At 39.4% G+C, this 15,648-nt stretch carries 14 protein-coding genes; 12 read left to right on the top strand and 2 right to left on the bottom strand.

Features of this window, described 5'->3' with window-relative positions; genetic code table 11:
- The first annotated feature begins 146 nt into the window (after positions 1-146).
- From BUC12_RS06945 to BUC12_RS06910, 8 genes are all read left to right on the top strand, one after another.
- Positions 147-1,625 carry a PKD domain-containing protein gene (locus BUC12_RS06945; RefSeq protein WP_062185291.1) on the top strand — a complete coding sequence of 493 codons (1,479 nt, stop codon included), beginning with the start codon at positions 147-149 and terminating at the stop codon, positions 1,623-1,625.
- Positions 1,626-1,627: 2 nt separating this feature from the next.
- Complete coding sequence (locus BUC12_RS06940) at positions 1,628-2,230, top strand: hypothetical protein (protein WP_062185286.1); 603 nt, start codon at positions 1,628-1,630, stop codon at positions 2,228-2,230.
- Between the two features lie 590 nt (positions 2,231-2,820).
- Entirely contained in the window at positions 2,821-4,023 is a 1,203-nt protein-coding gene (locus BUC12_RS06935) for a hypothetical protein (RefSeq protein WP_175552616.1), read from the top strand.
- A gap of 56 nt (positions 4,024-4,079) precedes the next feature.
- Positions 4,080-5,306: a serine-rich family protein gene (locus BUC12_RS06930; protein ID WP_139262017.1), complete on the top strand. Its 1,227-nt coding sequence runs from the start codon at positions 4,080-4,082 to the stop codon at positions 5,304-5,306.
- A gap of 31 nt (positions 5,307-5,337) precedes the next feature.
- Positions 5,338-6,558 (top strand): hypothetical protein, encoded by a 1,221-nt coding sequence (locus BUC12_RS06925; RefSeq protein WP_062177778.1) that lies wholly within the window; start codon positions 5,338-5,340, stop codon positions 6,556-6,558.
- A 423-nt stretch (positions 6,559-6,981) separates the two neighbouring features.
- Positions 6,982-9,141: an elongation factor G gene (locus tag BUC12_RS06920; RefSeq protein ID WP_062177774.1), complete on the top strand. Its 2,160-nt coding sequence runs from the start codon at positions 6,982-6,984 to the stop codon at positions 9,139-9,141.
- Between the two features lie 127 nt (positions 9,142-9,268).
- Positions 9,269-9,973 carry a hypothetical protein gene (locus BUC12_RS06915; RefSeq protein ID WP_062177771.1) on the top strand — a complete coding sequence of 235 codons (705 nt, stop codon included), beginning with the start codon at positions 9,269-9,271 and terminating at the stop codon, positions 9,971-9,973.
- Between the two features lie 27 nt (positions 9,974-10,000).
- Positions 10,001-11,083, top strand: coding sequence for a hypothetical protein (locus tag BUC12_RS06910; protein WP_062177768.1), 1,083 nt, complete (start codon positions 10,001-10,003; stop codon positions 11,081-11,083).
- A gap of 113 nt (positions 11,084-11,196) precedes the next feature.
- On the opposite strand, the gene udk is transcribed toward BUC12_RS06910, so the two are convergent.
- Together udk and BUC12_RS06900 are read right to left on the bottom strand one after the other, a co-directional pair.
- Positions 11,197-11,805 carry a uridine kinase gene (gene udk, locus BUC12_RS06905; RefSeq protein WP_062177765.1) on the bottom strand — a complete coding sequence of 203 codons (609 nt, stop codon included), beginning with the start codon at positions 11,803-11,805 and terminating at the stop codon, positions 11,197-11,199.
- A 103-nt stretch (positions 11,806-11,908) separates the two neighbouring features.
- Positions 11,909-12,496, bottom strand: coding sequence for a DUF4294 domain-containing protein (locus tag BUC12_RS06900; protein WP_073357302.1), 588 nt, complete (start codon positions 12,494-12,496; stop codon positions 11,909-11,911).
- Positions 12,497-12,768: 272 nt separating this feature from the next.
- Here BUC12_RS06900 and BUC12_RS06895 point away from each other — a divergent pair, with 272 nt between their 5' ends.
- The 4 genes from BUC12_RS06895 (at position 12,769) to era (ending at position 15,647) form a co-directional block, all read left to right on the top strand.
- Positions 12,769-13,350 (top strand): YceD family protein, encoded by a 582-nt coding sequence (locus tag BUC12_RS06895; RefSeq protein WP_062177760.1) that lies wholly within the window; start codon positions 12,769-12,771, stop codon positions 13,348-13,350.
- 45 nt (positions 13,351-13,395) lie between these two features.
- Entirely contained in the window at positions 13,396-13,581 is a 186-nt protein-coding gene (rpmF, locus tag BUC12_RS06890) for a 50S ribosomal protein L32 (RefSeq protein ID WP_073357300.1), read from the top strand.
- A gap of 65 nt (positions 13,582-13,646) precedes the next feature.
- Positions 13,647-14,642, top strand: coding sequence for a beta-ketoacyl-ACP synthase III (locus tag BUC12_RS06885; RefSeq protein ID WP_062177758.1), 996 nt, complete (start codon positions 13,647-13,649; stop codon positions 14,640-14,642).
- Between the two features lie 123 nt (positions 14,643-14,765).
- Complete coding sequence (gene era / locus BUC12_RS06880) at positions 14,766-15,647, top strand: GTPase Era (protein ID WP_062177756.1); 882 nt, start codon at positions 14,766-14,768, stop codon at positions 15,645-15,647.
- Position 15,648: the final 1 nt, after the last annotated feature.

Below are 15,648 nucleotides of genomic sequence, written 5' to 3'. Positions count from 1 at the left end.
GTGATGGGGAATGTTTCGATTAATGATAATGGGGTGATGACGTATGATATTAAGGTGGAGTCGGATTATGATTCGTTTTTGACGGTGGTGTTTGTACTGAAGTAAGGTCTCTGACTTTTTTATTTTTCTAATTAGAACGAATAACAATGAAAAAACTGATATATGCAGGATTATTGTTTTTAATAGTCCAATTAAACACTTTTGCTCAGAAGGAAACCAGCTGGTGGTATTTTGGTTTTAATGCGGGGCTGAATTTTAATTCGTTGAGTAGTGCTACGGCGAGTGATGGTTCTACTGTTACGGATATGCCGGAATCTATTGTTGGTCCGCTTTCTACGAGGGAGGGCTGTTTTACGGTGGCGACGTATGATGGACGATTGCTGTTTTCGTCGGATGGGTCGACTGTTTATGATAAAAACGGCAGTGTAATGACAAACGGAACGGGACTGTTGGGTAATTATTCATCTACACAATCGGGAGTAGCCGTGCCAAAACCGGGGAGTACTACCGAATATTATGTAATAACTGTACCTCAGGCTTTAGATCCCGATGGTCTTTGTTATTCTATCGTCGATTTGTCTCAAAATGGAGGACTCGGAGCTGTAACAAGCAAAAACAATGTCATCAAGGCCGGGGTTGTATATGAAAACATTGCCGTTGTACCCAACACTAATGGTCTGGACTACTGGCTTATTCACCGTACAGCTCAAACTTTTTACGTATGGGCAATAACCTCAAGCGGTATTTCAACTACACCTCATCAAACTATTTCGAATACTTCAATATCAGCTGCAAGTAGCACATATCAGGGAGAAATAGGTATTTCGAGCGATTACACTAAAGTATTCGCTTGCAACTGGGCTGGTCAGCAAGTGATTACTTCTATATTTAATCCAACAACAGGACTCTTATCTGATATAAGAATATCAACTATGGCTTTGGCATCCTATGGAGGTACATTTTCCCCCAATAATCAATATCTATATATTGGTAGTGCAAACTCAGTTTCAGGCACGAACCAATCAGGCTCTCTTTTTGTCCAAACATGGAATAATTTAAGAGCCGGTTCTGCCATGACCTTATTAAGACATGGGGTGACCAATGCAAAAAAGGCGATGGATGGCAGATTATACGGAATCGAATCCTTAATAGGGCTCAATTACAGTAAACATTTGTATGTAATAATCAATCCGGATGCAGGTGGATCTACTATTAAATATTTCCCTAACTACCTAAAGTATGAATCCGGGTTAGGACTACCCACTTTCGCAGCAGGTTTTATCCGTATTATCCCTAAAGAACTTCCGTTTGCATGTACTTCACATAACCGGACATATAGCGTAGAAGTCGATCTATCGGGTGGAAATGCTCCCTCAAGGCTTACTTGGAATTTTGGTGATGGAACGGCAATCATCAACCAAACAGTAACAACCTCTCAGAGCATATATAAGCAGCTACACTCTTACAACAATAGTGGACTTTACACTATTACTGTTATACCTTATAAATCGGATGGAACATCCCTTACTCCCATAACTATGGAGGCTAACATTGTAAATTGTACCCTAAAATCGAACAGGATGACCCGTTCCGATCTATTAAACTCAAAACAATTAATGGAATAAATATGAAGCACATACTCTTAACAATTATCTATGTCTTATATACAACATCATATTGCATAGCCCAGATAGGGGTGAATACGGATAATCCCAGCAGCTCGTCAGTGTTGGATATCAATGCGTACAACAATGACAAAGGCTTGCTTATTCCTCGAATGACAACTTCTCAGAAATTGGCTATCGCAAGTCCGGCTTCGGGCTTAACGGTGTATGATACGGATTATAAATGCGTATCTCAGTATAAAGATACGCCTGCTAATCCGGGGACTTTTTCGTGGTCTTGTTTAACTCTTTATAACCGCCACTTTTTGTATATGCCTTCGGTGAATATTCCGACGTCGGATGGTTCGGGTAGTTTACTGACAGGTACTCAAACTCTCGATTTATACAATATATACTATACAGGGTTTAACACACCGAAAGTAAAAAGCACCAGTGCTCCGGTTAGAATTTCATACTTTAATAATTCGCAATTAAATTATTATGTAACTTACTGTGATCCATGCATAACAATAACGGGAATAAGTAATACAGGGGTTTTAAGTTATACTGTTAATACTCTGCCTAATTATGATGCATTTGTTAATATTATATTCACTTTAAGATAAAATAAAAAACGACCCGATTATCCCATTTAGATAGTCGGGTTTTGTTTAATTCAAAAAAACTATTAAATTTGTCGCAATAACATTTTTTTTAACAGATTACTGTGGCGAATAATTTCACACATAACAACATTATAAATAGTTCAAATTTAAATTTTAACAATTTAAATTTGTCTTTATGCGCTGAAATATTAGAGAGAGAGAGAGAGAGAGAGAGAGAGAGAGAGACTCCACATGCGCATATATCCGTAATATATAGTATTTATTTTTTGTATATCAAAATAGCTTTTGATTTGATTTATTGTAAAAAGCACTAAGTATCACTATAACTCTTTATTAATGTGTAGTAAAAACACGTTAATACCTCACGTATATAGATATCTAATAACATTACCATATATTAACATTAGTTGGTCTGCCAATTTATTTCAAGTAGAAAAATTGTTGTTTTGTTGTCGTTCGAATACTACTTCTGAAGAAATATGGCAAAAGACCTTCTATACTTACAGCAAAGTGCAGTGATTGCACTTTGCTGTCTATTATAAAAATAAAACAACACTCAATATAAAAAACAACAACTCAAATAAATGACAATGAAGAAAACAAGCTTACTAATCCTCGGACTTTTTTCGATGGGAATTGTCTCCGCTCAGGTAGGAGTCAATACCGAAAGCCCGAAATCGACATTAGATGTTACCGCCATCAATGCGACTACCCACATTGCAGGTATACAGGCACCCCGACTGACATTAGCAGAACTCACAGCCAAAGGAAACTCTTTATACGGGACAGCTCAGGTAGGGACAATTATATTTATTTCCGATATATCAGGAGGAAATAAAACCGGGCAGAGAGTAAATATCACTATTGCCGGATATTATTATTTCGACGGATCGGCATGGCAAAAACTCGGTGCCTTTGAAATTACCGACGATGTAGCCGGAGATGTCAAATACTCATTCATGACTGTAGACCATCAAGGTTGGTACTTACTGAATGGCAGGGCTATTTCTACCCTCCCGGCAGCCATTCAGGCAAAAGCAACCAGCCTTGGATTTACTACCAACCTACCGAATACAAGTGACAGGACTTTAAAAACGAAAACTACTTCGGAAGCATTGGGTACTCTGGGCGGAACTACTACTAAAACGATAACTCAGGCCAACTTGCCATCCGCACCTTTAGCCGGGACTCTTACTGCAAATCTGGCTTCTGCCGGAGCGCACACACATACTACAGGTACAGTAACCCTGAATACCGCTGATGCGCATGCCCATACAGTTAGTACTAATCTGGTTGCAGCAGGGGCGCATACACATACAGTTGCCGGCACTTTGGCTGCTGCCGGAGCACATACACATGCTGTAAGTGGAACATTAGCCTCAGCCGGAGCACATACACACACCGCTACATCCATTTATTATATAAACTCCGATGTCGACAGAGGACCTAATGCCGGAGCTATCTGGAGTATGTTAGCATCTACAAACACTACTACATCCAGTGCCGGAGCACATACGCATACAGTGAGTGGAACAACAGGTTCTGCCGGAGGGCATACACATGCCGTTACCGGATCGTTAGCTACAGCCGATGCACATACACATACCGTAAGCGGAACACTACCCACAGCCAATGCACATACACACTCGGTAAGCGGGTCTTTCGCTTCTACAGGAGCACACCAACATCAAATATCCGGGACAGCATCATTCCCGACCGGAGGTAGCGGAACAGCTTTAAATAACAGATCGGCATATATGGTAGTAAATACTTTTATATATCTAGGTCAATAATAAAATGGCTGTAGAGCTGTTTTTGATATACTTAAATTCAACAAAAATATAAAACAATGAAACAAAGAAGACAAGCATTTCTTCCCATATTAATGTCTTTATTCATTATATCTATATATAATACTCCTGTCCATTCTCAAATAGGCATTAATACTTCGGACCCAAAATCAACACTGGATATTGCAGCAGTATCAAGCACTAGCCATATAGCCGGGCTCACTGCACCAAGGCTCACTTTGGCACAGTTAACAGCTAAAGGAGAATCTCTGTACGGAATAGCCCAAAAAGGTTGTATAATATACATTACCGATATATCAGGAGGTGGTAATACCGGACAAAGGCTTAACATTGCCGTACCCGGATATTACTATTTTGATGGCAGCAGTTGGGTAAGATTCAACCTTTATGCACCGTCGCAAACAGCCGGAAATATCAAAGATTCGTTCAAAACAGCAGATCACAATGGATGGTATTTGTTAGATGGCAGGGCTATTACGAGCCTTCCTGCAAATGCGCGGACTGCTGCTGCCAGCCTTGGCTTCGGCACCACCCTTCCGGATGCCAGAGACAAAGTATTAAAAACAAAATCGAGTACCGAAACTTTAGGAAGCACCGGAGGTACAAACAGCTTAACCATAACTAAGGAAAATTTACCGAACATAACCTTATCAGCCAGTATAAGCGGAACATCCGAAAGCGGAGGAGCCGCGCATACGCACACATTCAGTGGAACATCCGTTAGTGGAGGTGCTGCGCATACACATACGTTCAGTGGAACATCTGCCAGTGGAGGTACTGCGCATACACATGCATACAGTACTATGACAGTTGCCAATGGAGGTGTTGCACATACACACACAGCAAACGGAACATCAGGCAGCGCCGGGGCACATACGCATACATTTACACGCCCTAACAGAAACAGTGCTTCGCACCGCGGTGTAACTTCTTTGAATTCACTTTGGAGTGTCGATAACGATATGACCTTTACATCAAGTAGTGCCGGAGCACACACACATACATTCAGCGCAACTTCGAGTAGCAATACACATACGCACACTTACAGTGGAGCAACTGGAAGCACGACTCATACACATACACTGGCAGGAACTTCATCCAGTGTCGGGCACGCACATACTTTCAGCGCGACATCGGGTAGTGCCGGAGCTCATACACATACAGTAAGCGGAACTTCGTCGGTAATGACGGGCGGAAGTGCTACTACATTAGAAAACAGGGCTCCGTTTATGAGTGTTAACACTTTTATTTATCTCGGTTTGTAAAACCAGTTTAATTCTTAAAAACAAAAAAACGATGAAACAGCAAAAACAGTCATATCAAGCTGTATTAATGTTCATAATCATATTATTCACATATAATACACCCGTCTTCAGCCAAGTTGGTATCAGAACCCAAACACCTAAATCGACTTTAGATATTATAGCCGACCCCGAAACAGATCGTGCTGCCGGAATGCAGGCGCCGAGACTTACTCTAGCTGATCTTACCGGCAAAGGAAACTCTTTATATGGAGCAGATCAGAAGGGAACCATTGTATACATTACAGCCATAACAGGAGGTGGTAACACGGGACAAAGAGCAAACATCACAACCATAGGATACTACTATTTCGATGGTAGCCTTTGGCAGAAACTGAATCCTTTCAGTGACCTGTACAGGCCGGGAGATGTTGTCAATTCTTTCAGAACAGCAGATCACGATGGTTGGTATCTCTTAGACGGCAGAGCCATAACAAGTCTTTCGGCTAATGCGCAAGCAATAGCGACCAGTCTTGGCTTCACAGCCAATCTCCCGAATGCTACAGACAGGGTCTTAAAGGCTAAAACCGGAACCGAAGCTCTGGGTAGTACCGGAGGAGCCAACAGCCAGACAATAGCTCAGGTAAACCTCCCCAATGTTACTATGACAGGTACTATGATCGGAACGTCTTCGTCCGAAGGTTCTCACAATCATACCTACAGTGCAACATCTACCAGTGTAGGACATTCGCACACCCTGAGTGCAACATCCGGCAGTACCGGACACGTACATAGTATCAGCTTAACCTCAACCAATACTGCGCATACACATACATATGGTTCGGTTAATTCGAGTAGTAATGGTGCACATACACACACTTTTCAAGTGCCGACCAGAGGTACTTTCAGCCATGTGGGGGCTAATTCCGGTTATTGGAGTTTAACCTCTACACAAACAGCTACAACTAGTAGTAATGGTGCACATACACACTCATACACAGGTACAGCCGCTAGTGCAGGTGCAGCACATACACATACTCTCTCCGGCACATCCGTAACATCTGCAGGAGCAGCACATACACATACATATAGTGCAACATCAAGTAGTGCAGGAGCAGCACATACACACGCATATAGCGGAACGTCTGCCAGTGGAGGCACTGCCCATACACATACATACAGTGGTACGGGATATTTGCCACTTGGTAGTGGAACTGCTTTAGACAACAGATCTGCATATCTGGCAGTTAATACCTTTATTTACCTTGGTTTTTGATCGGTATATTATATAGGTATATATAAATAACAATAAGACGAACTCTAGTAACACCGGATAACTCACCTAGTTATCCGGTGTTACTATATATTCATTTAAAGGAAAACTGACACCTTACATACCTTTAATCAATTTGTAATTCCTGCTCAATAACATATAATTTTCAGCAAATTAACTCCATCATATAAGCAGAACATTTATTAATTTTGGAAAAGACCGTTTTTCGGGACGAAAACACGGCATTATTCACGCAGAAGAATAGCGATTCAACTCATACGCAAAATAAGAATAAAGGATTTTATGATATACTTCCTAATCATAGATACACCTTATATTATAATATAATAAGGTGCCTGTGGTTAGTGAATTCAACAAACAGGATGTAAGTCCTAATTTATCGACAACCTATAAATATTTTGTACCATGAAGACTTACCAAACTAACGAAATCAAAAACATTGCAATTCTCGGGAGCTCAGGCTCCGGTAAAACGACCTTGGCCGAAGCTATGCTTTTCGAGGCCGGAGTAATTAAACGCAGAGGAACTGTGGAAGCAGGAAATACCGTCACGGATTATTTTCCGGTCGAAAAGGAATATGGCTATTCGGTCTTTTCCAGTATATTCTCGGTAGAATGGATGAACCGTAAACTTAACTTTATTGACTGCCCCGGATCAGATGATTTTATAGGCAATGTAGTTACTTCACTCAATGTTACAGATACAGCACTAATGGTACTGAATGCCCAGCATGGACTGGAAGTAGGAACGATAAACCAATTAAGATACACAAAGAAACTACATAAGCCGGTTATATTCATAGTCAACCAACTTGATCACGAAAAAGCAGATTTTGACAATACTGTATACCAGCTAAAAGAACGATACGGCGAAAAAGCTGTATTAGTGCAGTATCCACTTAATTGTGGCGAAAACTTCAATGCAGTAGTTGATGTACTAAAGAAAAAAATGTACAGATGGAAACCCGAAGGCGGTGTTCCGGAAGTACTCGAAATACCCGATGAAGAAAGAGAAAAAGCCGAAGAACTTCATCAAAAGCTAGTGGAAGCAGCTGCCGAACACGAAGATTCACTAATGGAGAAATTTTTCGAACAGGGTTCCCTCACCGAAGAAGAAATGAGATTCGGAATACGATGGGGCTTGGTTAAACGAGACATCTACCCTATTTTCTGTGTCTGTGCAGCTCGCGATATGTGTGTCAGGCGTACAATGGAATTCTTAGGTAACGTAGTTCCCTACGTTGTTGATATGGCTCACCCGATCAATACCGAAGGAGAAGAAGTGAAGCCGGACTCTAAGGCCCCAACCAGTTTATTTTTCTTTAAATCGACTATTGAACCACATGTTGGAGATATCTCTTACTTCAAGGTAATGAGCGGTTCTGTCCATGAAGGAGATGATTTGGTAAATTCAGACAGGGGTTCTAAAGAACGCATGGGGCAAATATTTTCTGTAGCAGGTCAACAACGGGTCAAAGTAGATGAAATGGTTGCCGGGGATATAGGTGCTGCCGTCAAACTAAAGGATGTACGTACCGGTAACACCCTGAACGGAAAAGGTATCGAGAATAAATTCAACTTCATCAAATATCCCGACCCTAAATATCGCAGAGCCATTAAACCTGTAAACGAAAGAGATGCCGAAAAACTGAATGAGGCGTTACAGCGTATGCACGGAGAAGATCCGACATGGTTGATAGAAAACTCGAAAGAGCTGAAACAAATGATCGTTTCGGGGCAGGGAGAATTCCATCTGAAAACTTTAAAATGGAGACTCGAAAACAATGACAAAATAGTTATTACATATTCCGAACCGAAAATTCCTTACAGAGAAACAATAACAAAACCTTCGAGGGCAGATTACCGCCACAAAAAACAATCGGGAGGTGCCGGGCAGTTTGGAGAAGTACACCTTATTGTAGAGCCATACAGCGAAGGTATGCCTATGCCCGACAGTTATAAGTTTAATGGACAGGAATTTAAAGTACAATCGCGGGATGTACAGACATTCGATCTCGAATGGGGTGGAAAACTTGTATTCGTCAACAGTATAGTAGGCGGATCTATCGATTCGCGTTTCATGCCTGCTATTATAAAAGGTATCATGGCACGCCTCGAACAAGGTCCACTGACAGGGTCGTATGCCCGTGATGTCCGCGTAATTGTTTACGACGGCAAAATGCACCCGGTAGACTCCAATGAAATATCCTTTATGCTGGCAGGCAGGAATGCCTTTAACGAAGCATTCCGGAACGCCGGACCTAAAATACTTGAGCCGATATATGATGTTACCGTATTCACTCCGGCTGATAAATTAGGAGATGTCATGAGTGATTTACAAAATCACAGGGCAACTATTCTCGGTATGGAAAGCGATAACGAAATAGAGGTACTTAATGCTAAAGTCCCATTAAAAGAAATGTCTAATTATTCCATAACTCTCAGCTCATTAACTGGAGGGAGGGCTTCGTTTATCATGAAGTTTTCAAGTTACGAACTTGTGCCATCAGACGTACAGGATAAATTACTGAAAGCATACGAAGCAACTCAGACCACGGAAGATTAGGCTTCTCCTTCTATACACATGTAAAGCCTTTGACTTAGTTCAAAGGCTTTAATTCTAAAGAGAAAACACTTTTTCTCCTTTCATTGTTATAAACCTGAATAGGTTTTTAAAAGTTGTTAATTGAAGTATGAAGTATTTTTTATTTATTGTTTTGGGTTGTATTTTTTCTTTCAGTTTAAAAACATCTGCCCAACCCGACTCTATAAAGGATGTTATCTATCTGAAATATAACGATTCGCCTCATCGCGACTCGCTTATGCAAGCTTTGAAGATAAAGAAAAGCAGGACAGATTATAACAAAGGAAATGGATATATATCATTTCTACCGCCTGTTTCGTACCTACCGATGTACAAAGATGGTGAAGAAGAAAAATTTAGGTTTTTATTCAACGACCCTCAGTATTCGGCTACCGAAAAAAAGAAAGTCGCTGCCATTATATTACAAGGTAATGCGATTGAACAAGAACTGGTTGATGATATACGTTATATCACACTCAACCCCACCTTTATGCCAAGTGTTTCGTCGGAACATATTCCCGTTTTTCCCGGAGGCTATCAGTCTATGATAAGCTACCTGAATGAGCATATCCGGATAAGTTCTTTAGAAACAAATAAAGAAGATTTAGATAAACATGCATATCTGGTTCTTTGTTTTATTGTAGAAAAAGACGGATATTTGAACAATATAAAAATAATAGACAGTTGCAATTTACATCTCGATTACGAAGCTTACCGCTTGATCAAGCATATGCCTAAATGGATAACAGGCCCTCAACACCATACATCACCGGCCTTTGTGGTAATGCAACTCATATTCAACAAAGAATTATAACTTTTTACAACACATAAAATTATTTGCATGAGTAAATCTTTTAAAGAAGGAGTAGACAAATGTTGGAAAATATTTGCCAAAGAGGAAGCGTCTATCCGCGAAATGATGGACAATAAAACAGAAGCAGAAGAACTACTCGACACTGTAAACAAAACATTATCGGATGCTTTCCATAATGTATATTTCGAGATGGGTATAAACGAAGAAGGCAAGTACGAATTGATACTTACTCCCGAAGGAGACCGCGCATCTTTATTCCCGCTCGAATACTGGAAGCAAGCTGCACCTGAAGAGTTGAAGAAGATATGGAATTTTTATTCTTCCAAACCCGGTAAAGCCGATTCTGAATTCGGTCTTAGAATGTACGATACAAATCTGGATAAGGATAAAGTACAAATATTTGCCGAAGTAAACGAACAGAATCAGAAAGTAGATATAAGTGTATATTCGAAAGAACTATTGACCCTGGAAGAGAACCAGCGCTACAGTATGTTCTTTATCTTACTCGACCAGTTTATCGGAGAATTATATACAATGGAATATATAGGAATGATTGAGTTTATAGATAAACCTCTAAACGGAAACCCTACTCCTATAAGCAGTCTGAAAGCTCTGATTGACGAAAGTATAAACAAGTACAAGTGGTTTCCGGCCGAAAATATTATAGAAAAATGCAGCAGTTACCAGATGGAACCATCGAAAGCTAAAGACTGGCAACTACGCGAAGATATATTTATCGGTTATACAGCATGTATACCTGTGCTCAATGCATTTTACAACCAGACAGCCGAACTTTTCGAAAAATTCGAACAGGATGGTATTGTATACGGCTTCCTATTTTACAAGAACACCAATATCCCGCAAGATCAGATGGTTCCTTTAAGAGGTGAGATAGAAGACAAGATCCTTGCAATTACACAAAAAGAACGTATAGCAGATACAATAGGCGGAGCAACCGGATTCTATTTTTCGTATATGGACTTTATTATCTACGATAAAAAAGCATTTATGAAAATAGCGAAAGAGGTTCTGTCCGAATATTCTTATTTGGGTGAGATTGGCTTTTCTAATTTCGTATTTGGCGAAGAGCCCGAATATTTATTTAAGTAAGTATTTAATAATAAGAGCCTTTTCAACTTATCATTGTGGTGGCTCAAGCTATAAATAGATAAAAAAAGCGGAGATATTCTTGACACCTCCGCTCTTTTTATTCTGAACAAGATTTATTTTAGTTTTTCCAAGATAGCAGCTGCAATAAATTCGGCTGCCTTATTATTTAACCCTCCACCCATCACCAGCATGTCGGCTTGTTGGCGCGAAGGTTCGATAAACTCTTCGTGCATAGGACGTACCGTTTTATAATAACGGTCTATTACTTCCAGAGCTGTACGTCCTCTCGATGCCATATCGCGCTGAATAATACGAGTCAATCGCTGATCTGCGGGAACCTCTAAAAATATTTTCATATCCAGCTCCGAGCAAAGCATCAATGATGTATATATAAGGATACCCTCTACCAGCAGTATCTTTTTAGGAACTACAGGAATGGTTTCGGGCAAGCGGGTACATGTTAAATACGAATAAGTAGGGCAAGCAATAGTCTCCCCCGCCTTTAGCATTTGTATATCCTTGTGCATAAGCTCCCATTCTATCGAATCGGGATGGTCGTAATTGAGCGTAAAACGTTCTTCTAATGGAATGTGACTATTGTCCCTGTAATAAGCATCTTGAGGCAATATAGAAATCTCTTCCCGGGGAATGCCTGATAAAATACTTTCGACCAATGTTGTTTTTCCTGATCCGGAGCCTCCGGCAATACCTATTACATACATAATTCAAGTTGAGATTCTATATTATTCTATTTATATATAGTCTGCAAAAATATTCGGATTATCTTATATTCCGAAATAATCTTAGATAAAAAAATATTTTCCTTTACAGTTTACCCTGTTCTATTTCGACTACGATGCGTTCTATCATCTTATCCTTTCCTTCAGGGTCATATTCTGTTTTCAGATTATTACCGAATATTCCTGCAAATGTATTATAAATAGTAGCCCTGAGGGGACCAACTAATGATTTCACGATATCATATGTAGAACTATTGGTTTGCCTATCGATCAGCTTTACCAATATCTTCCCCTGATTTTTGGTTAACTTTTTCATTTTGGGTTTATATTCCGCCATAATATATTTCTGAGCCTGTTCCAGATGCTTTTGCTTCGCCTTTTTATCCGGAAGGGTTTCCATCATTTCATATGTTTCGATAATATTCTGAGATACTAGATTTGCATACGGCAAAGCCTTTTTCACATCTCTTACCAGTTTCGTATATTCTTGCCGTTCCTTATCATTCTTAAACTTCAAGGGGCCAAATACTATTGTTTCGGGCAGATAAGCATTATATATTGTATCACCATCTACAAAAGTTGCAGTATAGTATATAACCCTCTTAGAGCCTTGTCCCCAGGCAAGGCATCCTCCCAGAAGGAACAATACAAATAATATATAATATTTTTTCATTAAAGCTGATTCATTCCCGTTTTTTGAAGCCGGCATTACGCCGCCGGACTTTAAGTATAAGAAATACAAACTAAATATATAAAAACATATTTACAAACAAATTTTCATGAAGGAAAATAACATTTAAAATAAGATAAATTTCGAACCTTAATTTATATTGCATCATTAGATACGGCTACCAATCTTTTTTAATGTTATAGGCATGGGATTTAGGAAAAAAGTTTTTATCTTTGCAGCCATTCTGTTTTATTTAATAGGATCTGTTTGTAAAAGTGGGAAAATTTAGTCTCTATAATGTTCCTTTAAGGAACTTAAGCGAGGGAATCCACCAGTTGGATTATACCCTTGGCGATCAGTACTTCAAGTTAATTGGAGATTCTGACTCGGATGTAAAAAAAGGGCATGTGAAGGTGGAAGCTACTGTAAAAAGGGTGTCTTCTACTTTCGAATTTAATTTTTCTTTAGAAGGAACAGTAACTGTGCCTTGTGACAGATGTCTTGATGATATAATCATTGAAGTCAATTCAAATAACAGGCTTATAGTTAAATTCGGAAAAGAATATTCGGAAGAGAGTGACGAAGTCGTGATCATTCCCGAAGAAGAAGGTGAAATAAATATCGCTTGGTTTCTTTATGAATTTGTTACACTAAGCATACCTATGAAACGAGTGCATGCTCCGGGTAAGTGTAACAAGACTATGTCAACCAAGCTGAATAAGCACAAAGCCGTCAGCTCTTCGGATGATGATTCGGATGATGACGATTTTGATGATTCAACAGAAGAAAGCATCGACGAAGACGTTACCGATCCTCGTTGGGATGCTTTAAAAGGATTAGTTGGAGACGAAGAATAAATATAAATAACAAAGTATAAAATTTAAATTAAATAATTAGATAAAATGGCACATCCTAAGCGTAGACAATCGAAGTCTAGATCAGCAAAAAGAAGAACTCACGACAAAGCTGTAACTCCTACATTAGCTGTATGTCCTAACTGTGGTGCATGGCATGTTTACCATACGGTTTGTGGAGAATGCGGTCACTATAGAGGCAAATTAGCAATAGAGAAAGAAGTTGCTCTTTAATTGTCTAAACAATAAAAGCCCTAATAACATAGGGCATTTTTTTTATAAACAAACTTGATAAAATTATGATTCAAGCAGCGATAACCGGCGTTGGAGGATATGCTCCCGAAGATATACTTACAAACCAGGATCTTGAGAAACTGGTTGAGACCAATGATGAGTGGATTATGTCACGTGTCGGAATCAAAGAACGTCATATTTTAAAAGGTGAAGGCAAGGGAACTTCCGTTATGGCTACCGAAGCCGTAAAACAAGTATTGGCAAAAACAAATACTAAACCCGAAGATGTAGATGTAATTATCTGTGCCACTACTACTCCGGATTACCCATTCCCTTCTACAGCAACACTTGTTGCACACAATTGTGGAATCAAAAATTCGATGGCATTCGATATTCAGGCAGCCTGTTCAGGTTTTATATTTGGACTTGAAGTTGGTTCTAATTTCATCAAATCAGGAAAATACAAGAAAGTAATTGTTATAGGCGGAGATAAAATGACTTCTATAACCAACTATAAAGACAGAACCACCTGCCCACTCTTTGGAGACGCTGCAGGAGCTGTGATGCTTGAGCCCACCGAAGACGAGTACGGAGTAAGAGATACAATACTACATACCGACGGATTTGGTACTCCTCATCTACATATGTATGGAGGTGGGTCTGCTTATCCGGCCAGTAGCGAAACGATCGAAAAAGATATGCATTATGTATACCAGGAAGGTCAGGTTGTATTCAAGCATGCAGTATCGCGTATGGCTGATGTATCTGCCGAGATAATGGAACGCAATAATTTGACTAAAGACGATGTTAATTGGTTTATACCTCATCAGGCTAACCTGCGCATAATAGATGCAGCCGCCAATCGCATGGGGTTGACCAAAGACAAAGTAATTGTAAATATTGACAGATACGGAAACTCAAGTGCAGGAACTATCCCTATGTGTTTATTCGAATGGGAAGATAAATTCAAAAAAGGAGATAACATTATTCTAGCTGCATTTGGTGCCGGATTTACATGGGGTTCTGTGTATATCAAATGGGCATATGACGGTAGTAAATAACCGGTTCATTTAAAATATCTTACAATACACAATAAGAAACGCATCTTTGTAAGGTGCGTTTTTTATTATATATTTGTATACGAATGAATTTATTCGAAAAACTGCAAAAGTAATCATCAATTAATGCATAAATCAGGATTCGTAAATATTGTTGGTAATCCGAATGTTGGAAAATCGACGCTAACAAATGAATTAGTAGGAGAAAAAATCTCCGTAATAACATCTAAAGCTCAGACAACCAGGCACCGGATTATGGGAATTGTAAATACTGAAGAGTACCAGATCGTATATTCTGATACTCCGGGAGTGCTTCGTCCCAATTATAAGCTACAAGAATCTATGCTAAACTTCTCTGAATCGGCACTGGGTGATGCCGACGTTCTGTTATATGTAACGGACGTGATCGAGAAGACTTCTAAGAATGAAGAGTTTCTTCATAAAGTGCAACACATGGATGCGCCGGTATTACTCCTCATCAATAAAATAGACCAAACCAATCAAAAAGACTTAATAACCTTAATCGAAGAATGGAAAGTCCTATTGCCAAAAGCAGAAATATACCCGATCTCTGCTTTGAATAAATTCAATATAGACACCGTCAAAAAACGGATATTGGAACTTATTCCGGAATCTCCTCCTTATTTCGAAAAAGATGCTATGACAGACCGTCCCGCACGCTTTTTTGTTACGGAGATCATTCGTGGCAGAATATTACTGTATTATCAGAAAGAGGTTCCCTATTCGGTAGAAGTCGTGGTCGAAGAGTTTAAGGAAGAAAAGGATATAATAAATATCCGTGCTCTGATCATTGTAGAACGCGATTCCCAAAAAGGAATTATTATTGGAAATAAAGGACTGGCTCTAAAAAAAGTCGGAGCAATGGCACGTAAAGACATTGAGAAATTTTTCGATAAAAAAGTATTTTTACAAATGTTTGTAAAAGTGGAAAAAGACTGGCGCAATAGGGACAACATATTACGCAATTTCGGATACCGATTGGACTAAG

Origin of the sequence: Indolivaga macrotermitis, assembly GCF_900128985.1 — a bacterium.
GTDB lineage: Bacteria > Bacteroidota > Bacteroidia > Bacteroidales > Dysgonomonadaceae > Dysgonomonas_A > Dysgonomonas_A macrotermitis.
The sequence above is the reverse complement of the archived record's forward strand: the minus strand, read 5'-3'. Positions and strand labels throughout refer to the sequence as shown.